This window comes from Streptosporangium fragile, assembly GCF_039534445.1.
GTDB classification, from domain to species: Bacteria; Actinomycetota; Actinomycetes; order Streptosporangiales; family Streptosporangiaceae; genus Streptosporangium; species Streptosporangium fragile.
Genome location: NZ_BAAAVI010000002.1, coordinates 123,041 through 147,500, shown reverse-complemented (window position 1 = coordinate 147,500; position 24,460 = coordinate 123,041). Strand labels below are relative to the sequence as shown.

The window sequence follows — 24,460 nt, the reverse complement described above, 5'->3', positions numbered from 1 at the left end:
CGGCGATGGCCCGAGGTGAGACACCGTTCCCGGCCCGGCTGGCGATCTCGCTGGTCGTGCTGGCCGCACTGGTGGTGTCGGTCGTCGCCGTCGTACGCGGCGCGTCGGAGGTGAACGGCACCCGGCTGACCGCGGTGTTCGACAGGGCGGGCCAGGGCATGGACCCCAACTCCCCGGTCAAGATCCGCGGGGTGACGGTGGGCGGGGTCACCGCGGTCACCCTGAACCGGCGGGGCCAGGCCGTCGTCTCCCTGTACGTCGAGCCCGGCGTCAAGGTCCCCGACACCGTCACCGCCGCGATCGACCCGACGTCGATCTTCGGCCCCAAGTTCGTCGACCTCATCCCCGGCGCGGGCGAGGGCACCGGCCCCTACCTGGCCAACGGCGCGGTCATCACCAGGACCGAGGAGCCCGTCGACCTGTCCGACTCCCTCGGCGACGCCTACGAGGGGCTGAACGCGGTCGACCCGCGGGACGTCACGACCATCGTGCACACCCTGGGCCGCGGACTGGACGGCAAGGGCCCGCAGCTGCGCGCGATCCTCGCCGACACCGGGAAGATCGTGGACGTGGCCCACCGGCGGCGCACGGAGTTCCGGCGGTTCATCGGCGACGCCGGGAACCTGAGCGCCGCCCTGGCCGACAAGGGCGACGATCTGGTGTCCATCTCCGCCGACACCAACGTGATCACTCCCGACCTGCTCAAACGGGCCGACAAGGTGCGCGCGCTGTTCAAGGAGTTCGACGACATCTCCCACCTGACCGCGCACGGCCTGCGCAAGCACCGCCGCGACCTCAAGGCCGCGGTCAACGCCGGCGAGCGCGCCGCCGCGCTGCTGTACGCGGAGCTCGGCGTCGCCGGCCGCGGCGTGCGGGGGCTGAACCAGATCCTCGTCGTGCTCAACGACCTGGTCTCGGGTCAGGGCCCGGACGGCGCCAACCAGATCAAGATGGAGGCCTTCGTCTCGACCGACGTCTGCGAGCTCTTCGTCGGCGCGTGCGGCCCCACGGACGGCAGGTGAACCGATGGCCAGGTCGAGAGAGCAGGTGCAGCGCCGGTGGACGCTCGCCAAGTTCGTCCTCTTCCTCCTTGTGACGGGCACGCTGATCGTGCTGATCGGTGCCCAGATCGCCCGGGTGAGCGTCGGTGACACCTACACCCTCGTGGCCACCTTCGACGACGTCTCCGGGCTGCACGTGGGAGACCAGGTGAAGATAGCGGGTGCCCCGGTCGGCCAGGTCGACGGGATCGAGGTGGTCGCCGGCCGGGCCGAGGTCACGCTCAGCGTACGGACCTCGGTGCGGGTGCCCTCCGACAGCGCGGCCGCGGTCCGCTGGCGCAACACGATCGGGCAGCGGGTCGTCTACCTGGAGCCGGGCACCGCCAAGGACATGCTGGGCGACGGCGCCCGGGTGCCGCGGACCAGCTCGGTGGTCGACATCGGCGAGCTCGTCAGCGACCTCGGCCCGCTCACCCGCAGCCTCGACCCCGAGCAGATCAACCAGCTGCTGACCGCCGCGGGCGAGGCGCTGGACGGCAACCAGGAGAACATCCCCCGGCTGGTCGAGAACCTCGACGACCTGACCACCACGGTCGCCGACCGCAAGGAGATCATTCAGGGGCTGCTGGAGGACTACGCCACCGTCACCGACGTCGTCGCCCGCAGGGACCGGCAGATCGCCCGGCTGGTCGACAACCTGGTGACGCTGACCGGCGCGTTCGCCCGCAACCGGAAGCTGGTCGACGAGGCCCTGGTGGAGCTGTCCACCACCATGGAGGTCGGCGACCGGGTGCTCGGCGCGAACGCCGAGGAGTTCGGCCGGGTGGTGGACCGCATGACCCGGCTCACCGGCGGGGTCCGGCGCAACATCGGCAGCATCGAGAAGATGCTCAACACGTTCACCCCGCCGATGCGGCGCTCGTTCCAGGTGACCAGCCGGGGTCACTTCGTCACCACGGCGGTACCCTGCCTGGCCCTGGGCCCGCTGCCGTGCCCGTACCCGATGAACAGCCCCCCGCCGCTGCGCGGCGGCCTGAAGCTCACCGACGCGGGGAACCTCCGCCGGGTCCTGGTGGGGCCGTGATGGCGCTGAAGTCCTTCCGCGACCGCAACAAGACCGTCGTCGGCCTGGTCTCGATGACGGTCCTCGGCACCGTGCTGCTCGTCACCTTCCTCGTCGGCAACCTGGGGCTGCTGGAGGGCGGCTACACGATGTCGGCGGTGTTCCCCGACTCCGCGGGCCTGCGCTCCGGCAACGACGTCCGGGTGGCAGGCGTGCCGGTCGGCAAGGTCACCGGCGTCCGCGCCGACTACGCCCTCGGCCACGTGGTGGTGACCTGGAAGGTCGACGACGGGATCAGGCTCGGCCCGCAGACCCGGGCCGAGGTCGCCCTGTCCAACCTGCTGGGCGGGCGGTACATCAGGCTCACCGGGCCCGTCGTCCGCCCGTACATGGACGAGCTGCCCGAGGAGCAGCGGCGGATCCCCATGGAGCGGACCAGCACGCCGGTGCTGATCACCGACGCGCTCAAGGACGCCACCCGCCTGGTGCAGAAGCTCGACACCGACGCGGTCGACACACTCCTGGAAGAGCTGGCCGAGCTCAAGCCCGCCCCCCGGGGCAGGGTCAGCAGGCTGCTGGACAACATCGGCGAGCTGTCGGAGATCATCAGCAGGAGCGAGCCCCAGCTGCGGCGGCTGCTGGACAACGGCAACAAGATCATGGACGTGCTGGAGCAGAAGGACGCGCAGATCGGCCGCCTGATCGACTCGATCGAGGTCATGCTGGACGAGCTGCGGCTCCGCCGGGACGAGCTCAGAACCCTGCTCGGCGACGGCAGCGACCTGGTCAACGAGATCACCACCCTGGTCGCGCGGCACGAGAAGAGCCTGATCGCGGTGGTCGACGACGTGACGGCCGTCGGCAACCGTCTCGACTCCACCAGCGGCAAGGCCCTGAACTCCGTCCTGGCCTGGGTCGGGCCCACCTTCTCCGGGCTGGCCACGGCCGGCGGCCAGGGGCCGTGGGTGGAGGCGATCGCCACCGGGCTGGGACCGATCAACCCCGAGGTGCTGGGCGCCATCCGCGAGAACAGGAACAACCGGTGAGACCACACGGACCGCGGAAGGCGGCACGGGAGCGGGCGCGCGGGATGGTCGCGGCGCTGCTCACCACCGTGCTGCTGGCCGCCACGGGCGGGTGCTCGATCCTCCCCGGCGGGTCGGCCCCGTACCGGCTGACCGCCTACTTCAGCGCGACACCCTCGCTGTACGAGCAGGCGAAGGTCAAGGTCATGGGCCTGGACGCGGGAACGGTGGAGAAGCTCACCGTGGAGGGGAACCGGGTCCGGGCCGACCTGCTGATCGACGGGGGGATACCACTGCCCGCCGACGTCGGCGCCGTCGTGGCCGCGCAGAACACGCTGGGCGAGCGGAACGTGGTGCTCCACCCGCCCTGGAAGCCCGGCCGCCCCCGGATCGCGCCCGGCGCGGTGATCCCCCTGGAGCGGACCGACCTGCCCGTGGAGATCGACGACGCCCTGGCGGCCTTCACCAAGCTCACCGACGCCCTCGACACCGACACGATGGGGGACGTGGCCGCGAACCTGGCCGACACGGTCCGGGGCCGGGGCGAGCAGATCAACCGGGCGGTGGACGACGCGGCGTCCCTGACCCGCACCCTCGCCGGTCAGGACGAGCAGCTGATCGAGCTGGCCGAGGGCCTCAACCGGATCGCCTCCAGCCTCAACCGGCGCGAGGACCAGGTGAAGACCACCATCGACGCTTTCTCCGAGGCCAGCGCCGCGCTCGCCGACGAGCGCCGGCGCCTGAAGAGCTTCATCACCGGCCTGGCGGATCTCGTCCAGCGCGGCGACGTGCTCATCGAGGCCTACCAGGAGCGGCTGCCCAGGGGCGTGGCCAACCTCACCGAGCTGATACTGACCCTGAAGGTCAACAGCGAGTCCGCGGTCAAGGCCATCGCCGGTGCCCGGGGTTTCGTCGACAACCTGCTCCTGGCCTGGGACAAGGAGCACCACCTGCTCAGGATCCGCCTGGTGCTCAACGCCATGACGCGGGCCTGGCTGACCCCGCTGTTCGAGTCGCTGGGCCTGGGCAGGGTGCCCTGCCTGCCCGGTGAGCTGAGCAACTGCCCCTGGCAGACGAGGAGGGGCCGATGACCGCCGCCGGCGGAGACACGCGCCGGCCGCGAGCCTGGACGCGCCCGGCCGCGGGACTGGCCGGGCTCTGGCTGACCGCGGCGTGCAGCCTGCAGACCCTGGGCGCGCCGACCGGCGAGCTCACGCTGACCGCGACCTTCGACGACGTGCAGAGCCTGGTGGCCGGGCACAGCGTGCAGGTCGCCGACGTGCGGGTGGGCAGCGTGACCGACATCCGGCTGGAGGGGTACCGCGCCACGGTCACCATGTCCATCGAGGACGGCAACCGGGTGCCCGAGGGGACGAGCGCCGTCATCGCCAAGACCTCCATCCTCGGTGAGAACTACGTCGAACTGGACCTGCCCGACGGCAAGGACATGACGACCGGCCCGTTCCTGCCCGACGGCGCGCGCATCGCCCGGACCTCCGTGGAACCGGACATCGAACAGGTCACCGAGCGCGCGGGCCCGCTCATCGACGCGCTCGGCGCCCAGGACGTGAACGCCGTCCTGGACGCCGCGGCGACCGGGATCGGCGGCCAGGGCAAGGACCTCAACCGGCTGCTCCGGCAGACCACCGAGGTCACCGCCGCCTACGCGCGCTCCCGCGAGGACCTGGCCCGCACCATCGACGGCCTGGCCGAGCTGGGCGAGGAACTGGCCAAGGGAACCGAGGAACTGGACAGACTGCCCGGCACGCTCGCCGACGCCACCGCCCGGCTCGGCCACGGCCGCAAGCACGTCAAGAAGACGCTCCGCGAGCTCACCGCGCTGGCCCGGGAGATCAACGACACCGTCTATCCCCGGCACGAGGCCCGGCTGCGGACCCTGCTCCGCGATCTCGACGCGGTCTCCGGCGCGATGGTCCGCGGCAGGGAGGACCTGAAGCTCCTCGTCGCCCGGGTGCAGCAGTTCATCGACTCACCGCCGATCGTGGTGAACGGCCAGCTACTGATCTTCGTGTGGCTCAAGGGGCTGCTGCTGCCCCGGCCCGGCGAGAACGAGAACGGCAGGAACGGGAAACGGCCCCGCCTGCCGAACTCGGTGGACGACTTCCGCCTGCTGCTGGAGCCGCCGCGATGAAGAACCGCATCTGGATCAACCTCGGCTTCTTCGCGGCGCTCGGCGTCGTGATGACCGTGTGGGCGTTCACCACCATCATCAAGCTGGACGTCGTCGAGCGGCCGTACCGGATCAACGCGGAGTTCCTCTCCTCCCCCGGCCTCGTGCCCGGCTTCGACGTCGCCTACCTCGGCGTCCGCGTCGGCCAGATCGACGACGTGGCGCTGGCCCCCGGGAAGATCGTGGTCTCCCTCGCCATCGACCGCGACGTGCGGCTGCCCCGGGGCGTCACCGCCCAAGTTCGCCGCAAGTCGGCCATCGGCGAGCCGTACGTGGAGATCTCCCCACCGCGGTCCGGAACCGGCGGCGCCACCCTGGCCGCGGGGTACACCATCCCGCTGAGCGACACCTCGGTGCCGCTCGACTACAAGAAGCTGTTCGACGGCGTCGGCAAGCTGCTCAACGCGGTGCCGGCCGAGGACGCCCAGACGATCGTGCACGAACTGGCCACCGGCCTGGAGGGGCGGACGACCTCGATCCGGGAGATCGTCGACAACGCGCACGACCTCACCGAGACCCTCGCGGAGAACACCGACCTGCTGGACGAGCTCTCGGTGCAGCTGACCCGGGTCACCGGCACCCTGGCGGGCAGGCGGGAGAAGCTGGCGCGGGGAGTGACCGACCTGGCCGGGGTGACCGGGGCGCTCCGCGAGTCGCGCCGGCGGCTCAACGCCGCCCTCGACCACGGGCCGGGCTTCTTCCGCCAGGTCGATCACCTGCTCACCACCGCGCGCCCCGGCCTGTCGTGCGCGCTGACCGCCCTGGGCACCAGGCCGGGCGTGGTGTTCACCGCCCGGACCCGGGCCAACGTGGACCACCTGCTGCGTATCGTGCCCACCGCCCAGGCGCTGCTCTCCGACGTGACCGACCGGCGCGCCGACGGGGTGTACGGCAGGGCGACGTTCCTCTTCAGCGTCCCCGGCGGGCCCAGGGTTCCGGCCGAGTACCGCAACCCGCTGGCCCCTCCGACGGTCCCCGCGCTCCGCGCCTGCCCGAAGGGGCCCGCGAGCAAGGTGGGGACCGGCGACGAGGACGAGGAGATCTCGGACGAACCCACCGACGAGGCGAGCGCCGCGCCCGATGAGGAGACCCCGGCGCCCGAGGAGACGCAGGGGCCGCCGCAGGCCGCCGAGAGCGACGCCCCCGCCGCGACCGGCGACACCGCCCCGGGCACCGGGGCCGCCGCCCAGAACCTGACCCCCTTCATCGTCGCGATCTTCGTCGCGGTCGTCATCTCCGGCGGCGTGATCGGCTGGATCGCCGTCGGCCGGGCCGGCCGCCGCGGACAGGAGTAACCATGAGCCCCACCCCCCGCCCGTCCCAGCAGCTCGCAGCCGTTCCCGGCACCCCGCCCGCCGACCCCCCGGCCCCCGGGCCGGCCGAGGGTCTCGGAAGCACCGCGTCACCCGCGCCCCCGGAGCCGCAGGCGACGACCGGAGACACGGCGGCGCCGGGCACGGAGCCGGAGACCCCGACACGGGCGGAGCCGGACACGGCAGAGCCCCGGGCCGAGGCGAAGGCCGGGACCGGCGAAGCCGGGGCCCGGAAGGCCGGAGCCGAGACGGAGACCGGAGCCGAGACGGAGACGGAGACCGGAGCCGGGAAAGCCGGAATCGAGGCCGGGACCGGCGAGACCGGGGCCGGAACCAAGGCCGAGGCCGGGGCCGGGGCCGGGGAGCCCGGCCGGGCGCGGCGGGGGTGGCGGGCGAAGGCGGTCGGGGCGGTCGCGGCGATGGCCTTCGCGGCGACCGCGGCCACCGCGGTGCTGCAGTGGACGGCCGCCGAACGGCTGGCCGAGGAGAAGGCCGAGCGCGGCGCGGTGTCGGCACGGGCCGGTGAGTTCGCCGTGGCGCTGCAGACCTACGAGCACACCGACCTCCAGGCTTACCGCGACCGGGTCTTCGCCATCTCGGGCGAGGACTTCGAGAAGACCTACGACACGGCCTTCAGCCCGCTCGAAGGCGTGATCACCTCGATGAAGGCGCGCTCGTCGGCGTCGATCCGCGGCGTCTACGTCTCCGAGGTCGCCGAGGGCAGGGCCAAGGCCATCACGGTCGTCGACTCGCAGGTGACGAGCACCGCGGGCACCCGCCGCATGCTGGGCACGTACATGGAACTGGGCCTGATCAAGACCGGGGGCGAGTGGAAGGTGAACGACGCGACCGTCATGGGCGCGGCCGAGGAACTGGTCACCGATCCCGACGGCGACCCCGTCGAGCCCTCCCCCACTCCCAGCGCGTCCTCCGGCGCGAAGAAGAAAAGCAGGTAGCGACCCGAACCGGCCACCACCCCGCCCGTTACGAGGGCAGCGCCGCCTTCTGGGGTAGGTTCTGACCATGAGCCTGAAGCAAGCCCCGCCCGGTGAGCGGAGTGGCCGGCTGGGGGACGCCTCCGCCCACGCGGCGAGCGAAAGTGGTGAGCGAGCGGTGAACGACGAGGACACCCGCTGGCTGTCGTCGGTGGAACAGCGGGCATGGCGCACGCACCTGGCGGCGCACAAGCTCCTGGAGCACCGGCTCGACCGTGAGCTCCAGGCTTTCGGGCTCTCCGTGAACGACTACGAGATCCTGGTGAACCTGTCGGAGACGCCCGGTCACCGCATGCGCATGAGCGACCTGGCCGACGCCACGATCCAGTCCCGCAGCCGCCTGTCGCACCAGATCTCCCGCATGGAGGTGGCCGGCCTGGTGGCGCGTGAGACGTGTGTCGACGACCGGCGCGGCACCTTCGCCGTTCTCACCGACCACGGCTGGGCCACCATCCAGAAGGTCGCCCCGCACCACGTGGCCAGCGTCCGCCGCCACTTCATCGACCTGCTCACCGACGACCAGCTGCGGGAGCTGGAGACGGCCTACGCCCCGGTGGTGGAGCACCTCAAGAGCCTGCGCTGACCGCGACCGGCGCCGAAGCGAAACCGATACCGCGAGTACTCCGGTAGTAGACCGACCGGTAGCTACGATCCGCCCATGTCTCCTCGCCGGATCTTCATCGTAGCGGTGGTCACCGCGCTCTCCCTGGTCACCGCGTGCAGCGGTGGCGGAGCCTCCAGCACGGGCGCGGCTCTGCCAAGTGGCCCCGAACTGGTGAAGAGGGCCGCGGAGGCGATGCGGACGGTCAAGTCCGCCGCCTTCTCGATGGAGACGGAGGGCACCCCTCCGGTCCAGGTCAAGAAGGCCGACGGCCGCCTGAGCGAGACCGGCGACGGGGACGGCACCATCCAGGTCGACGTGCTGGGCAACCTCCAGGAGATCAGCTTCGTGCTGATCGGCGACACCGTGCACTTCAAAGGCGTCACCGGCGGCTTCCAGAAGATGTCGCGGAGCCAACTGGCCGCGATCTACGATCCGTCCGTCATCCTCAACCCGGACAGGGGCGTCGTGCAACTGCTGACGAACGCGCTCGACCCGAAGGCCGAGGCCGAGGAGAAGCTGGACGGCGCCGACGCCTACCGGGTCTCGGCCACCCTCTCCCAGCAGGTCCTCTCGACGATGGTGCCCGGCCTCGGCCAGGACGTCACCGGAAAGCTCTGGATCGACAAGGCCACCAGCCGTCTGCTCAAGGCGGACCTGCCGCTGACCGACGGCAAGGTGCTGGTGACCTTCCGCGACTACGACGTGCCGGTCCAGGTGACCGCGCCGGCGGAGTGACGGTGGCCCGCCCCGCCCTCGACGGCGTCCCCGCGGCCCGGCGGCGGGTCGCCCTCGGCGTCGGCGGCACCGCGGTGCTGCTGGCGGCCCTGGACGCCTACGTCGTGGTCACCGTCCTCGTCGACATCGCCAAGGACGTCGACGTCCCGCTGAACCATCTGGAGCGGGCCACCCCGATCGTCACCGGGTTCCTGCTCGGCTACGTCGCGGCGATGCCGCTGCTCGGCCAGCTCTCCGACCGGTACGGCAGGCGTCCGCTCATCCACCTCTGCCTGGCGGGCTTCGCCGCCGGGTCGGTCGTCACCGCGCTGGGCGGCGACGTCACCTGGCTGGTGGTGGGCCGCGCCCTCCAGGGTGTCGCCGGCGGCGCGCTGCTGCCCATCACCATGGCGCTGATCGGCGACCTGTGGGACGAGGACGAGCGCCCGGTGGCGCTCGGCGCCGTCGGATCGGCCCAGGAACTCGGCAGCGTGCTCGGCCCCCTGTACGGCGCGGCCCTGGCCGCTCTGGTCCCGCCCGCCCTCCAGGTGGGCGGCGTCCAGCTCGGCGGCTGGCGATCGATTTTCTGGCTGAACGTCCCGCTGGTCGCCCTGGCCGCGTTCGCCGTACAGCGGTCCGTGCCGCCGCCCGCCCGCGACCGGGCCCGCACCGGCCGTGCCGGGCGCGTCGACGTGGTCGGCGGGCTGCTGCTGGCACTCGCGCTGGGCCTGCTCGTGGCCGGTCTGTACAACCCCGACCCGGGTAAGTCGGTCCTGCCGTCCTGGGGCCTGCCCGCGATCGTCGCCGGTGCCGTGGCCGGGGCCGCGTTCGTCGTCTGGGAGACACGGTCCGCGACCCGGCTGGTCGACATGGCGGGGGTCCGCCGCGGCCCGTTCTTCGCCACCCTGGGGGTGAGCTTCCTGACCGGCGCGGCGCTGCTCGTCACCCTCGTCGACGTGCAACTGTCGGCGCAGACGCTGCTGGGGCTGGAGACCCTGGACGGCGCGCTGGTGCTCTCGCGCTTCCTCGTCGCGCTGTCGGTGGCCGCGCTCGCCGGCGGGGTCATGGCCCGCCGGTACGGCGAGCGCGCGGTGACGGTGGTCGGGCTGGCGGTGGCCACGGTCGGCTACGTCCGCATCGGCCAGTGGCCGCTGGACCTGGCCTCCACCGGTTACCGCATGGACGCCGACCTGGTCGTCACCGGACTGGGCCTCGGCCTGGTGATCGCGCCCGTCTCCTCCGCGGTGCTGCGGGCCACCCCGGCTGCCCAGCACGGCGTGGCCTCGGCGGCGGTGGTCGTGGCCCGGATGATGGGCATGCTGCTCGGCGTCGCCGGGCTGTCGGCCTGGGGCTTCCACCGTTTCCAGTCGCTCACCGCCGACCTGGACACCCCGCTGCCGTTCGGCGTCGACCCCGCCGTGTACGCCGAACGGCTCGCCGAGTACGAGACCCGGATCCGGGCGGCCCTGCACACCGAGTACAGCGAGATCTTCCTCATCACCGCCGTCCTCTGTGCCGTGGGCGTGCTGGTCGCGCTGGCTTTGCCGCGCGGTCACGGTGCGGGAGGCGGCCGGGGGGCGGGAGACGGTCCGGGGACGGCGGCCGGCTCCGGATCCGAGGCCGCCGGCACGGACTGACCCGCCCCGCGGCCTGCGAGGCCGGTCAGCGACCGGAGGTGCGGGGCCTTACGGCGCGGGGACCTCCCGCAGCAGGCGGGACCCCCAGGGGCACCAGATGGCGCCGGGCAGGAACGCGCCGCCCACCTCGTCGAGGTGGTCCTCGACGTACTGCGGCCTCGCGTCGCACACCTCGATGGCGACCTGGAAGAACGAGATCGAGGCCGGGTCGAGGTGGAAGTCCCAGCCGGGGTTGTACGGGACGGGACGCTTGACGATCCTCCCCAGGACGTGGGTCCTGTCCGCCTGCGTGCCGCTCAGGATGTCTCTGGCCTCCTGGATCCTGGCGGGGTCGGTGAGCTTGAAGACGACCCGCTCGGGGAGCGGCGGGTAGTCGAACTCGAAGTAGGCCTCCGATTCGGCCGCGGCGCGGTGCGCGGTGCCGTCGGCCTGCTTCGCTGCGGCGGGCTGGGTGAGGGCGAGCATCGCGACCGCCGCGAGGATGCCGACCTTGGTGATGAGACGTCGCATGGGCACCTCCGGTGCCTGTCGGGCCGTGTCCACGACCGTTCGCAACGCAGCGTAACGCAATGATTACACAAAGTGAAATCATTGGTCGTCGCAAGTCCATGGATCGGCCCGGGGACGCCGATGAGCCGGGCCGCCGGGTCAGGGGCGGCCCGATGTCGCCGTTCACGCGCTCGGACGCGAGGTGGGGTCGGCCACCACCCACCCGGGCGCGCGCCCCGGACGGACACGGATCTGCCCGGCGGGTACGCGGCACCAAGCGAACCCGCAGACAACCACAAGAAGCCGCCAAGCGCGCAGACAGCCACAAGAAGCCGCCAAGCCCCGGAAACCACCCTTGGGGCGTCAATCTCCAAACACGACTCCCGAGGAGCGCTCCATGCGCAAGGTCTTCTTCGGCTTCGCCGCACTCCTGCTGCTCACCGTGATCACCCAGTTCTATCTGGCCACCTTCGGCGCCTTCCAGCGCCCCGCCCCGACCACCCTGGGAGACTGGGGAGCCACCACCCCCCACGTGATCAACGGCGTCATGGTGATCCCGGTGCTGTCGCTGCTCACCACGATCGTCGCCGCCGTGGCCAAGGCCGGCGCCCGGCTGGTCTGGCTGAGCATCGCCCCCGTGGGGGTCGTGGTGGGACAACTCTTCGTGATCTTCCCCCTGGCCGAACTGTCCGGCGGCACCCCGGAGCGGACCAACACGCTCACCCACATCGTCATGGGTTTCCACGCCGTCCTCGAGCTGCTGCTGCTCCTGACCTCCGTGCTGCTCTTCCGCGGGGCCAGAAACCTGGCGTCGGCCGCCACCGTCGCGCCGCACGGCGACACCGCCCGGACGCTCTCCTCCTCGTTCTGACCTCCTTCTCCCTCTTCTCCCTGTTCCGGCCCGCCCCCGGCCACCCGGTCGGCCGCCACCGAGCCGTCGAGCCCGCTCCTTCGATCCTTCCGGGACACCATGAACACCGCGCAACTCCTCGCCCTGGACCACATCGTGCTCGTCCTCGTCGCCGCGCTCTGGACCGGCGCCGGGGTGAGCACGACGCTGGCCCACCGCGACCGCCGTACCCGCCTGGTCGCCCTCGGTCTGACGCTTGCCGCCCTGGCCGCCACCGGTCTGCGCGCCGCCCTGGTGATCGCGCTGAGCCACTCCGGGTGGTGGTTCGCCGCGGACAAACTCCTGCTCGCCCTCCCGCTGGTCGGCATCCCGGCCCTGGTGGCCGCCGTCGCCGTGCCACGCCTGCTGCGCCCGTCGCCGCCGCCCTCGGCGGCCGTCCCCGCGCTGAGCGCCGCGTACGGCGCGCTGGGAGGCGCCGTCGCGGCGCTGACGGTGTCCTACCCCGTGCCCCCGGTGACCGCGGGCATACTCGTCGCCCTGGTGGTCACCGCCACCGCGATCACCTGGCGCCGGCTCCGCGCCGCCGACCCGGATCTCCGGTTCGGCCCGGCACCCGCGGCCCCTCCCGGTTCCGATTCCGGCGACGGCGACGGCGACGGCGTCACGGGCCCCGCGGTGGCCGGGGCCGCAGCGTGGGGAGGCTGGAGCACGACGGCGGGGATCGCCGTCCTGTGCGCCGCGCTCGTCTGGGCGGGGCTGTCCGCGTGGTCGAGCCGGACTCCCGCGACGCTCAACCTCGGCGCCCACCACCCCGGCACCGCGCGTCCCGCGGCCGAGACGAGGGCGGTGACCGACCTGCGGGGACCGGCCGCGGGCCCGGCGACCCGGCGTTTCACGCTGACCGCGAAGCCCACGACCGTGACCCTCCCCTCGGGGAAACGCGTCGAGGCGTGGGGGTTCGACGGCACGGTGCCGGGTCCCACCCTCCGTGTCCGCCAGGGGGAGACGGTCGAGGTGCGGTTGCGCAACGAGATCCCCGGTGTCGGGGTGACCCTCCACTGGCACGGGTACGACGTCCCGGCGGGCGAGGACGGCGTCGCCGGGGTCACCCAGGACGCGGTCCGGCAGGGAGGCGAGTTCGTCTACCGCTTCCGCGCCGACGACCCGGGCAGTTACTGGTACCACAGCCACGACCTGTCCGACCCGGCGGTCCGGATGGGCCTGTACGGCATGTTCGTGGTCGATCCCGCGGCACCCGGCGAGAAGACGTCTCCCGCCGCGGGCCGACCGGCCCTATCGGCGGGCGAACCGGATCGCACCGCGAGCGGACCGGCCGGACCGCCGGCGGGCGCGGGCCGCACCGGCACGGGGAGCGGGACCGCTGCGCCCTCCGCTCCGGGCGCCGGCGAGGGTCCGGCGGGCCCGGCCGGCTCGATCGGCTCGGCGGACTCGGCGGACTCCACGGGGAAGGTCTCCGACCACACCGTCTCAACCCATGTGCTGGGCGGGGTGCAGACAGTGGCCGTGGACGACCGCGGCCCGGTGGACGGGGTGGCGGAGCTCCGGGCGGCTCCCGGAACGCCGGTGCGGCTGCGTGTCACGGGCACCGACAACGCCCGCCGGACGCTGGGCCTGAGCGGCGCGCCGTATCGGATCGCCGCTGTGGACGGGCGGGAGCTGGCGCGGCCGGGCGAGATCCGGGGCGGGCGGGTACGGCTGGCCGCGGGCGGGCGCTACGACCTGACCTTCACCATGCCCGCCACGCCCGTCCTGCTCTCGGTGGACGACCGCTCCGACCTGGGCGTGCTGGTGTCCCCCGGCTCGGGCACCGCGCCGCCGCCCGCGGCGGGTCCGCTGTTGGACATCGCGACGTACGACTCCGGTGGGCTGCCGGAGCTCGGCCGCTTCGACCGGGAGATCGCCTGGACGCTCGACCGGGGCCTGGCCATGCTCGACGGGATTCCCACGCTGGCCCACACGGTCAACGGTGACGTCTGGCCTCGCATCCCCACCCCCGTGCTGCGCGAAGGCGAGCTCGTGAAGATCACAGTGGTCAACCGGAGCCGGGACACCCATCCCATGCACCCCCACGGTCACCACGTGCTGGTGCTGTCGCGCAACGGCGTACCCGCGACCGGCGCGCTGTGGACCGACACCTTCGACGTCGGCCCCGGCGAGGTCTGGGAGGTGGCCATGCGGGCGGACAACCCGGGTATCTGGCTGTCCCACTGCCACGACCTGAGCCACGCGACCCTCGGCATGACGTTCCACTTCTCGTACGAGGGCGTCACCACCCCGTACGACGCGGGTCACGCCTCGGGCAACAACCCCGAGTGACCCGCGGGGCCGGGGCGGACCGGGAGGACCCCGGCACCGCCCCGGCCACGGCGGGACGATCCCGCCGGATCACCGGCTAGCCGAGACGCCACTCCTGGTTGCGCTGGCGGGGCAGGCAGGTCCACTGGTGCACGTTGGCCCCGTCCGCCGCGCTGACCCCGGAGACGTCCAGGCACTTGCCGCTGTGGCGGGCCACGACGGTGAAGTAGCCGTTGTCCTTCTGGACGAGCTTCCACTCCTGGTTGCGCTGGTTGGGCAGGCAGGTCCACTGGTGCACGTTGGCCCCGTCCGCCGTGCTGACGCCCCAGACGTCCAGGCACTTGCCGCTGTGCGCGGCCCGGATGGTGTAGTAACCACCGCTGGTCGCCACCAGGTGCCACTGCTGGTTCGGCTGACCGTTGATGCACGTCCACTGGTGGACGTTGGCCCCCTGCTGGGTGCTGACGCCCTCCACGTCCAGGCACTTGTCGCTGTGCCGGGCCACCAGGGTCGCGGTGAACCTGGCACCCGACCGCTCCGCCGGGTCGGCGGCGGCGTCCGCCACCGACACGGTCAGGGCCGGGAAAGCGAGCAGCGCGGCCGCGGCAGCCAGGGCGCGACCAGCATTGACGAGTTTCATCAGGCCTCCTCAGGCGCTCTGAAAGATCAACAGGGATTTCGTAGCACGAATTACGGAGCGCATCGAGAAGTGACCGTGGGTAATCGCTTCGTGTCGCGGATAACCCATCTGAGACCTCGCACACGGGATGAAGGACCCGTACGGCACCTTCCATGACCGCCTCCCCCAAAGACCCGGCCGGCGGAACGACCTCACGGGGAATCGCCCCCCGCGCCGGTGGCCCCGGGAGGCGATGGAACCCGCCGGCCCGGAGAAGGGACCGGGAAGGGGCGGAGGCGAGGAAAGCGAAAAAGGCAGGCGCCGGACACAGCGGCCGGGGAGGCGAAAAGGCAGGCGCCGGACACGGCGGCTCCGGCCGCGACAGGTGCGCACCGCGGTGGACGCCCGGCACAGCGGGCACCCGGAACAGCGGGCGGCCGACACGGCGAACACCGGACGCAGCAGCCGCCCGACACGACAGACGCCCGACACGACGAACGACCCGGCGCGGGCCGGGTCGTTCGTGACAAGGGTCGTTCCCCCGGGTGGGAAGTGGCGCCGCGGGCGCCTGCCCCGGGGGCCGCCCGGAAGCGGCTACTTCCTCCTGGGGGCCTGCGCCTGCCGCTTCTCCCTGATCTTCATCGTGACCTCGATCGGGGACCCGGCGAAGCCGAACTCCTCGCGGATGCGGCGCTCGATGAAGCGGCGGTAGGTCTCCTCCAGGAAGCCCGAGGTGAACAGGACGAACTTCGGCGGCTCCGTCGACGCCTGGGTGGCGAAGAGGATCTTGGGCTGCTTGCCGCCACGGACCGGGGGCGGGGTGGCCGCGACCAGGTCGCTGAGGAAGGCGTTGAGGCGGGCCGTGGGCACCCGGGTGGACCAGGAGTCGAGGGCCTTCTCGATGGCCGGGACGAGCCTGTCGACGTGCCAGCCGGTCTTGGCGGAGATGTTGACCCGCAGCGCCCACGGCACGCGGACGAGCTGGCGGTCGATCTCCTTCTCCAGGTAGTAGCGGCGGTCCTCGTCCAGGAGGTCCCACTTGTTGAACGCCACGACCATGGCCCGGCCGGACTCGATCACCAGTGAGATGATGCGCAGGTCCTGCTCGGTCAGCACCTCGCTGGCGTCGATGAGCACCACGGCGACCTCGGAGCGTTCGAGGGCCCCCCGGGTGCGCATGCTCGCGTAGAAGTCGGCGCCCTTCAGCTCGCGGTCACGCCGGCGGATGCCCGCGGTGTCGACGAAGCGCCAGGTCCTGCCGCCCAGCTCGACCAGTTCGTCGACCGGGTCGCGGGTGGTGCCCGCCATCGGGTCGACGAGGACGCGCTCCTCTCCCAGGAGCTTGTTCAGCAGCGAGGACTTGCCCACGTTCGGCTTGCCGACGAGGGCGATCCTGCGCGGGCCGCGCTCGGCGCCGAACCGCTGCGCGGGCGTCTCGGGCAGCTTGTCGAGGATCACGTCCAGCAGGTCGCCGCTGGCACGGCCGTGCAGCGCGGAGACGGGGTGCGGCTCCCCCAGGCCCAGGGACCACAGCGCCGCGGCCTCCATCTCCATCTGCTGGTTGTCGACCTTGTTGGCGGCGAGGATGACCGGCTTGCCGGACCCGCGCAGCACGTGGCCGACGATCTCGTCGGCGTCGGTCACGCCCACCGTGGCGTCGACCACGAACAGGATCACGTCGGCCAGCTCGGCCGCGACCTGCGCCTGCTCGGCGATCCGCAGCGCCATGCCGGTCGCGTCGGGATCCCAGCCGCCGGTGTCGACCACCGTGAATCGGCGCCCGCGCCAGGTGGCGTCGTAGGTGACCCGGTCACGGGTCACGCCCGGCACGTCCTCCACGACCGCCTCGCGACGGCCGATGATCCGGTTGACCAGGGTGGACTTGCCCACGTTGGGGCGGCCCACCACGGCCACGACCGGTTGCGGGCCGGTGTCGGGACCGGCCTGCCGGGAGCTGTCGTCGGTACCCAGATCGGCGAGCTCCGCGTCGATCCAGCCGCTGTCGTCGTCGTATTCCCCGGTCACTCTTTTTCCTTAATGACGCGCAGTATCTCGGCGATGACCTCTTCGAGGTTCAACGCCGTGGAGTCAAGCTCGACGGCGTCGGCCGCCTTGGCGAGCGGGTCGGTCTTCCGTGTCGAGTCGAGGGTGTCGCGGCGGGCCATCGCGGCCCGCTGCGCCTCCACCGTGGTGCCGGTGAGTTCCGCGGTGCGGCGGAGCGCCCTGGCGTCCGCGCTCGCGGTCAGGAAGATCTTGACCGGGGCGTCGGGCGCCACCACCGTGCCGATGTCCCGGCCCTCGACGACGATGTCTCCGGCACCGATGATCTCACGCTGCTCGGCCACCAGCCGGCGACGCACCTCCGGGACCGCGCTGACCGCCGAGACGGCCGCGGTGACCTCGGCGGTGCGGATGGGCCCGGCGACGTCGACGCCGTCGACCGCCACCGCCGGGGCGTCCGGGTCGGTGCCCATGGTGAGGACCGGCTGGAGCGCCCGAGCGGCGATCGCCTCGGGATCGGCGAGATCGACGCCCCGCTGGAGCATCCACCAGGTGACCGCCCTGTACATCGCCCCGGTGTCGAGGTAGCGCAGCCCCAGCGCCCGTGCGACCCCGCGCGACGCGCTCGACTTGCCCGATCCCGAGGGACCGTCCATGGCGACGACCAGTCCGGTCACGACGCCTCTCCCTTGCAGCCCGTTTCAATTGTCCGTACGAGGCTACCGGGGCCGGGCGGGGAACCGCGCATCGAGCGGCCACGGGGATCCCCGGGAACGCCCTGCCCGCCCCGCACCGCCGTACGGCCGCCCGGCCCCGACCGCCCGGCGCGCACGGCCGGCGCCCGCACCGGTACGGCGGACACCCGGCCCGTCAGGGCAGATGCCAGCCGCGCGTCCGCAGGGCCTCGGAGAGCGTCTCCACCGCCTCCGGCTGCACCGACAGGTCGGCGGCGCCCAGCGGCAGACCGGGGGCGTGCTCCAGCCGGACGTCCTCGATGTTGACGCCCACCTCGTCGGCCACCTGGAAGAGCCGGGCCAGCTCTCCGGGGCGGTCGCCGATGATGACCTGGACGGTCGCGTAGGTGCGGGCGGGACCGCCGTGCTTGCCGGGGATCCGGCCCGTGCCCGTGACGCCGCGGTGCAGCAGCGCGGTGACCTGGGCCACGGCGTCCGGGTCGGCGCCGGCCGCGGTGCGCAGCGAGGCCGCCGCGGCGGCCAGGTCGGCCGCCACCGCCTCCAGCACCTCGGCCACCGGCAGCGCGTTGCCGGACAGGATGCCGGTCCACAGGGCGGGGTCACCCGCGGCGATGCGGGTGACGTCGCGGACCCCCTGCCCGGCCAGGCTGAGCGCGACACCGGGCGCGTCGGCGAGACGGGCGGCCACCGCCGCGGCGGCCACGTGGGGGGCGTGCGAGACGACCGCCACGGCCCTGTCGTGCTCGGCCGCGTCCACGGTCACGGCCTCACCGCCGCAGAGCTTGATGAGACCGTGCAGGGCCTCCACGGCCTCGGGGGAGGTCTCCCGCGTCGGGCACACCGCCCATGGGCGCCCGAGGAACAGGTCGGCGCGCGCCGCGGCGGGCCCCGAACGCTCCCGACCGGCGAGCGGGTGCCCGGCGACGTAGGTCGTCAGGTCGCAACCGAGGCTCGCGGCCTGCCGGAGCGGGAGCGCCTTGACGCTGGCCACGTCGGTGTAGAAACGGGCCACGCCGGCCTTCTGAAGGGCGGCGAGCTGATCGGCGACCATGTGCGGGGGGACCGCGACGATCGCCATGTCCACGGTCACGCCCTCGGCCCACTCGACGCCGGCGCCCAGCTCGCGGGCGAGCCGCACCGCGCCCGCGTCGCGGTCGGTCAGGTGGACGGCGACGTCCTGATCACGCAGGGCCAGGGCCACCGAGGTGCCGATGAGGCCCGTGCCGACGACGAGGACGCTCTCGATGAGGCTCACGTTGTCTCCTTCGCCGGCGGCGTTCGCGTGGCGCCGCCGCGCCCACTGGATCGCTCGCTCACGAGTGCTCCCCGGATCGTGTGACCGCATGACGGAATCATTGGGCGATGTCCACCCGCAGTGCGACCGCGCCGCGCAGGTAGACGTGCTGGATCTCATGGCGCGGCCGGTCGGTGTCGACGTGGGCCATCAGCCGCACCACACGCGGGAGCGCGCCCGGGACGTCGATCTCGGACGCGCAGATGAGCGGAACGTCGTGGAAGCCGAGCTTGCGGGCGGCCAGCGCGGGGAACTCCGCGGTGAGGTCGGGTGTCGCGGTGAAGATCACGCTGATCACCTCGTCCGTGGTCAGCCTGTTGCGCCCCATCACCTCGGTGACCAGTTCGGTGACCCCGGACAGGATCGCGTCCCGGTCGTTCGCCTCGACCTGGATCGCTCCGCGGATCGCCCGCACCATCCTCGTTCCTCCGTATCGCCGCACGCCGGACCGTACGCGAAGACGGCCCGGCGTGTCCTGAACGTGCGTATCAGGGAAGGTTACAGGCCCACGGCGGCGTAGAGGTCGCCGACTTCCTTCACGGTCAGCGCACGGACGGTGCCCGGCTTGAGACGGCCGAGCTTGACCGGGCCGAACTCGATGCGGGCCAGGTCGATGACCGGGTGCCCGACCTCCTCCAGCATGCGGCGGACGATGTGCTTGCGGCCCTCGTGCAGCACGACCTCCACCAGAGCCTGCTGGCCGTGCTCCTGGACGACGGTGAACGAGTCGACCCTGGCGATGCCGTCCTCCAGCTCGACGCCCTTCTTCAGGCGGCGGGCCAGATCACGCTCGATCTTGCCGGGGACCTTCGCCCAGTACTTCTTCTGCACACCGTAGCTCGGGTGGGTGAGCCGGTTGGCCAGCTCGCCGTCGTTGGTGAGCAGGATGAGGCCCTCGGTCTCGGTGTCGAGGCGGCCGACGTGGAACAGCCGCTCGGGGCGGTCGGCCACGTAGTCGGCCAGCGAGGGGCGGCCCTCCGGGTCGGACATGGTGCTGACGACGCCGATCGGCTTGTTGATGGCGAGGTAGACCAGGTCGGGCATGGTCGGCAGGCGCTTGCCATCGACGTGGATGACCTGCCGGGCCGGGTCGACCCGGGCGCCGAAGCGGCGGACCACCTGGCCGTCGACCGTCACGCGGCCCTCACCGATCATCTCCTCGCAGGCGCGCCGGCTGGCCACGCCCGCCTGGGCGAGAACCTTCTGCAGGCGGACGCCGTCGGGCACCTCGGTGGTGTCGCGCTCGTCGGTGTAGTCGCTGTCGTAGAAGTCGGGGTCGCGGCGGGGCTGGCGGGCGGTCTTGAACCGGTCGTTCTCGATCGTGCCGGGCCGCCGCTCGGCCTTGGCGGCGCCCGCGCGGCTCACATCCCCCCGGCGCTCACCGTACGCGTCGGCACGGCCGCCGCCGATCGTCCGGACCTCGTCGCGGCGCCCGGTCCTCCCGTACCGGCCGCGGGAGCCTCCAGCGGCCGACGGGCCTCGCCCGTGCTCCGCACGGGTCCCTTCGCGCTCGTCCCGGCGCGGGAAGTCGCCGCCGGAGCGGTCGCGGCCACCACGGCCGGAGAAGCCGGACCGGGCGTCGTCACGCTCGCCCTGACGGGACCGGAAGCCGTCACGCTCGCCCTGACGGGACCGGGCGTCGTCGCGGTCGGCGCGGAAGCCACCCCGGTCGTCACGACGCGGCGCGCCGGGGCGGGAACCGCCCTCCGCGCGGCCGTACCGGCTGCGCGAACCGCCGCGCTCCGCGCGGAAACCGTCCCGCTCGTCCCGGCGCGGGAAGTCGCCGCCGGAGCGGTCGCGACCACCACGGCCGGAGAAGCCGGACCGGGCGTCGTCACGCTCGCCCTGACGGGACCGGAAGCCGTCACGCTCGCCCTGACGGGACCGGGCGTCGTCGCGGTCGGCGCGGAAGCCACCCCGGTCGTCACGGAAACCACCCCGGTCGTCACGACGCTCGGAGGGGGACCGGAGGGCGCCGCGGGGGCCGCCCGCGGGCCGGTCGTACCGGCTGCGTGAGCCGTCGCGGTCGGCGCGGAAGCCACCGCGGTCGTCACGGGAACCGTCACGGTCGGCGCGGAAGCCACCGCGGTCGTCACGGCGCGGCGTGTCGGAGCGGAACCCGCCCCGGGAGCCGCCGGACTGCGAACCTCCCCGGAAGCCACCGCTTCCTCGGGAGTTGCCGCCGCGCGGGGCTCCGCCACGGCCTCGACCGCGTCCATCACCGGACGGGGTGCTGCGCCTGCTGTTCACTGCTTTCGCTCCTCTAAGGAATCCATGTCGTCGGGCAGAAACGGTGCCAGCTCGGGAAGCTCGTCGAGATCCCGCAGGCCCATCCGCTCGAGAAAATACGGGGTCGTCCGGTAGAGCACGGCCTGGCTCTCCGGCTCGGTGCCGGCCTCCTCGACCAGCCCTCTGGTCATCAGCGTGCGCATGACGCCGTCGCTGTTGACGCCGCGGATGGCCGCGACCCGGGCCCGGCTGACCGGCTGCCGGTAGGCGACCACGGCCAGCGTCTCCAGCGCTGCCTGGGTGAGCCGCGCCTGCTGGCCGTCGCGGACGAACCGCTCCACGAGAGGCGCGCACTCGGGCCGCGTGTAGAACCGCCAGCCGCCGGCGACCTCTCTCAGGTCGAAACCCCGGCCGGCGGCGATGTATTCCGCCGAGAGCTCCCGCAGCGCCCCGGCCACCTCCTGGGTGGGCCGCTCCAGCACCTGCGCGAGGGTCACCTCGGCGACCGGCTCGTCGACCACCATGAGGATGGCCTCCAGCCCGGCGCGCAGGTCCGGCTCGGGTGCCGCGTCAGTCATCGGCGGGCTCTTTCCTCTTCGGGCTCTCGTCGTAGTCGTCGACGACGGTGACGTCACCGTCGTCGCTGCCGGTCCAGGTCACGTGCAGCTCCCCGAGGGGCTCCACCTGCTCGAAGGTGACGGCCGCCTCGCGGTAGAGCTCCAGGACGGCCAGGAAACGCGCGACGACCTCGAAGGTGCCCGCGCAGTCGGAGGTCAGTGCCCGGAAGGTCGCCCGGCGCACCCGCCGCAGCCGCTCGACAAGGATAGCCGCCTGCTCGCGGACATTGGCGAGCGGTTGGTAGATGTGGGCCACCGAGACCGACGGCGGCGCCTTGGGGGTGAAGGCCCGCCGGGCGATCTCCGCCAGGCGCTCGGGGCCGATGCCCAGGACGAGCTCGGGCAGCAGGTTGGCGAACGGGGCCTCCATCGGCACCGACCGGGGGAAACGCAGAGCCTCCTCGGCCATCCGCGCGGAGAAGACCTTCACGACCTCCTTGTAGGCCCGGTACTGCAACAGGCGCGCGAACAGCAGGTCACGTGCCTCGAGCAGGGCCAGGTCCTCCTCGTCGTCGACCTCGCCGGATGGCAGCAGCCGGGCGGCCTTCAGGTCGAGCAGGGTGGCCGCGACGAGCAGGAAGTGGCTCGTCTGGTCCAGGTCCCACTCCGGGCCTCTGGCCCGGATGTAGGCGATGAACTCGTCGGTGACCTGGCTGAGGGAGACCTCGGTGATGTCGAGCTTGTGCTTGGAGATCAGGCCGAGCAGCAGGTCGAAGGGCCCCTCGAAGACCTCCAGATGCACCTTGAAGGTGTCATCGGAGGTCTGCGGCTGCTCGGTCTCGGTCATCCTTCCATTGTCCCGCACCGGCGGGGCCCGGGAGCCGGGTCACCGCTCCAGCGCGGCCCACCTGGCGAGAACCTCGCGGGCGAGCTCACGGTAGGCGCTGGCGCCGAGCGACGAGGAGTCGAAGCTGGTGATCGGCTCACCGGCCACCGTCGCGTCGGGGAAGCGGACCGTCCGGTTGATCACCGTGTGGAAGACCTTGTCGCCGAACGCCTCCACCACCCGGGCCAGCACCTCGCGGCCGTGCAGGGTGCGCGCGTCGTACATCGTGGCGAGCAGGCCCTCGATGACCAGTTCGTCGTTGATGCGCTCCTGGACCTTGATGATCGTGTCCATGAGCAGCGCGACACCGCGCAGCGCGAAGAACTCGCACTCCAGAGGGACCATGACGCCGTGCGCGCAGGCCAGCGCGTTGATCGTGAGCAGGCCCAGGGAAGGCTGGCAGTCGATCAGGCACACGTCGTACTCGGGCAGGAGGGGCTTGATCACCCGGCCGAGCACCTGCTCGCGGGCGACCTCCGTGACGAGCTGGACCTCGGCCGCCGACAGGTCGATGTTGCTGGGCAGCAGGTCCATGTTCTCGACGCCGGTCTCCAGCAGCACGTCCCTGGCGGTGATCTGCCGCTCCATGAGGAGGTTGTAGACCGTCAGGTCGAGCTGGAGGGGGTTGATCCCGAGGCCGACGGAGAGCGCGCCCTGCGGGTCGAAGTCGACCAGCAGGACCTTCAGCCCGGCCTCCGCCAGCGCGGCGCCGAGGTTGATGGTGGTGGTCGTCTTGCCGACGCCGCCCTTCTGGTTGACCATGGCGACGACTCGCGCCGGACCGTGCACCGTCCGGGGGGGCGGGTCGGGGAAGACCGGACGGGGCCGCCCGGTCGGGCCGAGGACACCCCCGCTGTGAGGGGCCCCGGCGGTCTTGGTGTCACCCCAGGGATTCTCGGGGTTTGCGGGGGTCGTTCCCCGGATAGAACCGTCGGTGGTCACAGTCACCAGTCGAACCTCCCTGACGGCCTCGAACCGGACCGTCCGGACGGACACTATGGCGTCAACACGTATGCGGCAAGGCGGCACGCCCGGACACAAGTAAGGTCAATGCCGCGTGCGCGGGTGCGCGGCGGCATGGGCCTCGCGGAGCTTGTCGACCGTGACCTGGGTGTACACCTGGGTGGTGGTCACCGAGGCGTGGCCGAGCAGTTCCTGGACAACCCTAACGTCCGCACCCCCGTCAAGGAGGTGCGTTGCGAACGAATGTCGCAACATGTGAGGCGAGACGCCCTCGAGCCCGCCGCGCTCGGCGGCGGCCTGGAGGACCTCCCAGGCGCCCTGGCGGGTCAGCCGCCCGCCCCGGGCGTTCAGGAAGAGCCCCGAGCCGCCGCGCCCCTGTGCGACGATGCGCGGGCGGGCACAGGATAGATAGGCGCCGAGGGCCTCCCTGGCGAAGCGCCCCAGGGGCACCAGCCGGGCGCGACCGCCCTTGCCGCGCAGCCGCACCCGCTGGGCCCCGGCCGCCAGGTCGACGTCGTCGACGGCGAGCCCCACGGCTTCGGAGATGCGCGCACCGGTGCCGTACAGCAGTTCCAGGAGTGCGCGGTTGCGCAGCGTCAGCGGCGCTCCGTCGGGCCCGCAGGCGGCGATCAGGCGCTCCACCTCGTCGACGCTGATCGCCCGGGGCGGCCGCCGGAGCTGGCGCGGCGGCCGCACGTCATGGGCCGGATCGTGCCGGCAGACGCCCCGGCTCAGCGCGAAGCGGTGCAGGCCGCGCACGGCGGAGACGGCGCGCGCCGCCGAGCTGGCGACGAGGGCCTGGTGCTCCTCGTCGCCCTCCCTGAGCGCGGCCAGGAACGCCGTGACGTCGTCCTGGGCCACCTCGCCGAAGGCGACGCGGCCACGGCGCTTCAGATGCTCCACGTACCGGATGAGATCACGGCGATAGGAGGCCAGGGTGTTGGCCGCCAGACCACGCTCCACCGCCAGATGGGCGAGGTAGCTGGAGAGGACGGCCTCCGTCTCGCTCAGGGTCTCC

Annotated in this window: 24 protein-coding genes; 13 read left to right on the top strand and 11 right to left on the bottom strand. The window is 72.5% G+C overall.

All coding sequences use genetic code 11. The features are described 5' to 3' along the window. Nucleotides 1–5: 5 nt before the first annotated feature. From ABD841_RS02380 to ABD841_RS02335, 10 genes are all read left to right on the top strand, one after another. Nucleotides 6–1,022, top strand: coding sequence for an MlaD family protein (locus tag ABD841_RS02380; protein WP_344967307.1), 1,017 nt, complete (start codon nucleotides 6–8; stop codon nucleotides 1,020–1,022). Between the two features lie 4 nt (nucleotides 1,023–1,026). After that, entirely contained in the window at nucleotides 1,027–2,085 is a 1,059-nt protein-coding gene (locus ABD841_RS02375; protein ID WP_344967305.1) for an MCE family protein, read from the top strand. After that, the gene (locus ABD841_RS02370; RefSeq protein WP_344967303.1) at nucleotides 2,085–3,110 is read left to right on the top strand and encodes an MlaD family protein; all 1,026 of its coding nucleotides are present in this window, start codon (nucleotides 2,085–2,087) and stop codon (nucleotides 3,108–3,110) included. The genes ABD841_RS02375 and ABD841_RS02370 overlap by 1 nt, the downstream gene beginning before the upstream one ends. Further along, complete coding sequence (locus ABD841_RS02365; RefSeq protein ID WP_344967301.1) at nucleotides 3,107–4,180, top strand: MCE family protein; 1,074 nt, start codon at nucleotides 3,107–3,109, stop codon at nucleotides 4,178–4,180. Before ABD841_RS02370 ends, ABD841_RS02365 begins: the two co-directional genes overlap by 4 nt. Continuing rightward, on the top strand, nucleotides 4,177–5,241 hold the full coding sequence (locus ABD841_RS02360; protein ID WP_344967299.1) for an MCE family protein: 1,065 nt from the start codon (nucleotides 4,177–4,179) through the stop codon (nucleotides 5,239–5,241). The genes ABD841_RS02365 and ABD841_RS02360 overlap by 4 nt, the downstream gene beginning before the upstream one ends. Beyond that, a complete protein-coding gene (locus tag ABD841_RS02355; protein WP_344967297.1) occupies nucleotides 5,238–6,575 on the top strand; it encodes an MCE family protein in 1,338 nt (445 codons plus the stop codon). Before ABD841_RS02360 ends, ABD841_RS02355 begins: the two co-directional genes overlap by 4 nt. 2 nt (nucleotides 6,576–6,577) lie before the next feature. Further along, nucleotides 6,578–7,549, top strand: coding sequence for a hypothetical protein (locus ABD841_RS02350; protein WP_344967295.1), 972 nt, complete (start codon nucleotides 6,578–6,580; stop codon nucleotides 7,547–7,549). A 67-nt stretch (nucleotides 7,550–7,616) separates the two neighbouring features. Then, entirely contained in the window at nucleotides 7,617–8,171 is a 555-nt protein-coding gene (locus tag ABD841_RS02345; RefSeq protein ID WP_425581935.1) for a MarR family winged helix-turn-helix transcriptional regulator, read from the top strand. 75 nt (nucleotides 8,172–8,246) lie between these two features. Next, nucleotides 8,247–8,927 (top strand): LppX_LprAFG lipoprotein, encoded by a 681-nt coding sequence (locus ABD841_RS02340; protein WP_344967293.1) that lies wholly within the window; start codon nucleotides 8,247–8,249, stop codon nucleotides 8,925–8,927. A 2-nt stretch (nucleotides 8,928–8,929) separates the two neighbouring features. Then, nucleotides 8,930–10,543 carry an MFS transporter gene (locus tag ABD841_RS02335; protein WP_344967291.1) on the top strand — a complete coding sequence of 538 codons (1,614 nt, stop codon included), beginning with the start codon at nucleotides 8,930–8,932 and terminating at the stop codon, nucleotides 10,541–10,543. A gap of 48 nt (nucleotides 10,544–10,591) precedes the next feature. On the opposite strand, the gene ABD841_RS02330 is transcribed toward ABD841_RS02335, so the two are convergent. Then, nucleotides 10,592–11,053, bottom strand: a complete 462-nt coding sequence (locus ABD841_RS02330; protein WP_344967289.1) for a BP74-related protein — start codon at nucleotides 11,051–11,053, stop codon at nucleotides 10,592–10,594. A gap of 376 nt (nucleotides 11,054–11,429) precedes the next feature. Here ABD841_RS02330 and ABD841_RS02325 point away from each other — a divergent pair, with 376 nt between their 5' ends. After that, entirely contained in the window at nucleotides 11,430–11,903 is a 474-nt protein-coding gene (locus tag ABD841_RS02325; protein ID WP_344967287.1) for a DUF6220 domain-containing protein, read from the top strand. A 99-nt stretch (nucleotides 11,904–12,002) separates the two neighbouring features. Continuing rightward, nucleotides 12,003–14,219: a multicopper oxidase family protein gene (locus tag ABD841_RS02320; protein ID WP_344967286.1), complete on the top strand. Its 2,217-nt coding sequence runs from the start codon at nucleotides 12,003–12,005 to the stop codon at nucleotides 14,217–14,219. A gap of 76 nt (nucleotides 14,220–14,295) precedes the next feature. Here ABD841_RS02320 and ABD841_RS02315 read toward each other — a convergent pair whose 3' ends face one another. The 6 genes from ABD841_RS02315 to ABD841_RS02290 form a co-directional block, all read right to left on the bottom strand. Then, nucleotides 14,296–14,838, bottom strand: coding sequence for an RICIN domain-containing protein (locus ABD841_RS02315; protein ID WP_344967284.1), 543 nt, complete (start codon nucleotides 14,836–14,838; stop codon nucleotides 14,296–14,298). 573 nt (nucleotides 14,839–15,411) lie between these two features. Then, nucleotides 15,412–16,842: a ribosome biogenesis GTPase Der gene (der, locus tag ABD841_RS02310; RefSeq protein WP_344967282.1), complete on the bottom strand. Its 1,431-nt coding sequence runs from the start codon at nucleotides 16,840–16,842 to the stop codon at nucleotides 15,412–15,414. Next, nucleotides 16,839–17,495 carry a (d)CMP kinase gene (cmk, locus tag ABD841_RS02305; RefSeq protein WP_344967280.1) on the bottom strand — a complete coding sequence of 219 codons (657 nt, stop codon included), beginning with the start codon at nucleotides 17,493–17,495 and terminating at the stop codon, nucleotides 16,839–16,841. Before cmk ends, der begins: the two co-directional genes overlap by 4 nt. Nucleotides 17,496–17,688: 193 nt before the next feature. Continuing rightward, the gene (locus tag ABD841_RS02300; RefSeq protein WP_344967278.1) at nucleotides 17,689–18,768 is read right to left on the bottom strand and encodes a prephenate dehydrogenase; all 1,080 of its coding nucleotides are present in this window, start codon (nucleotides 18,766–18,768) and stop codon (nucleotides 17,689–17,691) included. Between the two features lie 97 nt (nucleotides 18,769–18,865). After that, the gene (aroH, locus tag ABD841_RS02295; RefSeq protein WP_344967276.1) at nucleotides 18,866–19,225 is read right to left on the bottom strand and encodes a chorismate mutase; all 360 of its coding nucleotides are present in this window, start codon (nucleotides 19,223–19,225) and stop codon (nucleotides 18,866–18,868) included. A gap of 80 nt (nucleotides 19,226–19,305) precedes the next feature. Then, nucleotides 19,306–20,172, bottom strand: a complete 867-nt coding sequence (locus ABD841_RS02290; protein ID WP_344967274.1) for a pseudouridine synthase — start codon at nucleotides 20,170–20,172, stop codon at nucleotides 19,306–19,308. 120 nt (nucleotides 20,173–20,292) lie between these two features. On the opposite strand from ABD841_RS02290, the gene ABD841_RS02285 reads away from it, so the two are divergent. Further along, a complete protein-coding gene (locus ABD841_RS02285) occupies nucleotides 20,293–20,823 on the top strand; it encodes a hypothetical protein (RefSeq protein WP_344967272.1) in 531 nt (176 codons plus the stop codon). Between the two features lie 230 nt (nucleotides 20,824–21,053). Here ABD841_RS02285 and scpB read toward each other — a convergent pair whose 3' ends face one another. The 4 genes from scpB to ABD841_RS02265 all read right to left on the bottom strand — a co-directional run bounded on the left by scpB (nucleotide 21,054) and on the right by ABD841_RS02265 (nucleotide 24,453). Continuing rightward, nucleotides 21,054–21,614, bottom strand: coding sequence for an SMC-Scp complex subunit ScpB (scpB, locus tag ABD841_RS02280; RefSeq protein WP_344967270.1), 561 nt, complete (start codon nucleotides 21,612–21,614; stop codon nucleotides 21,054–21,056). After that, nucleotides 21,607–22,440, bottom strand: coding sequence for a segregation and condensation protein A (locus ABD841_RS02275; RefSeq protein ID WP_344967268.1), 834 nt, complete (start codon nucleotides 22,438–22,440; stop codon nucleotides 21,607–21,609). Before ABD841_RS02275 ends, scpB begins: the two co-directional genes overlap by 8 nt. A 39-nt stretch (nucleotides 22,441–22,479) precedes the next feature. Next, entirely contained in the window at nucleotides 22,480–23,427 is a 948-nt protein-coding gene (locus ABD841_RS02270) for a ParA family protein (RefSeq protein WP_344967266.1), read from the bottom strand. Between the two features lie 99 nt (nucleotides 23,428–23,526). Then, complete coding sequence (locus ABD841_RS02265; RefSeq protein ID WP_344967478.1) at nucleotides 23,527–24,453, bottom strand: tyrosine recombinase; 927 nt, start codon at nucleotides 24,451–24,453, stop codon at nucleotides 23,527–23,529. Between the last annotated feature and the right edge of the window lie 7 nt (nucleotides 24,454–24,460).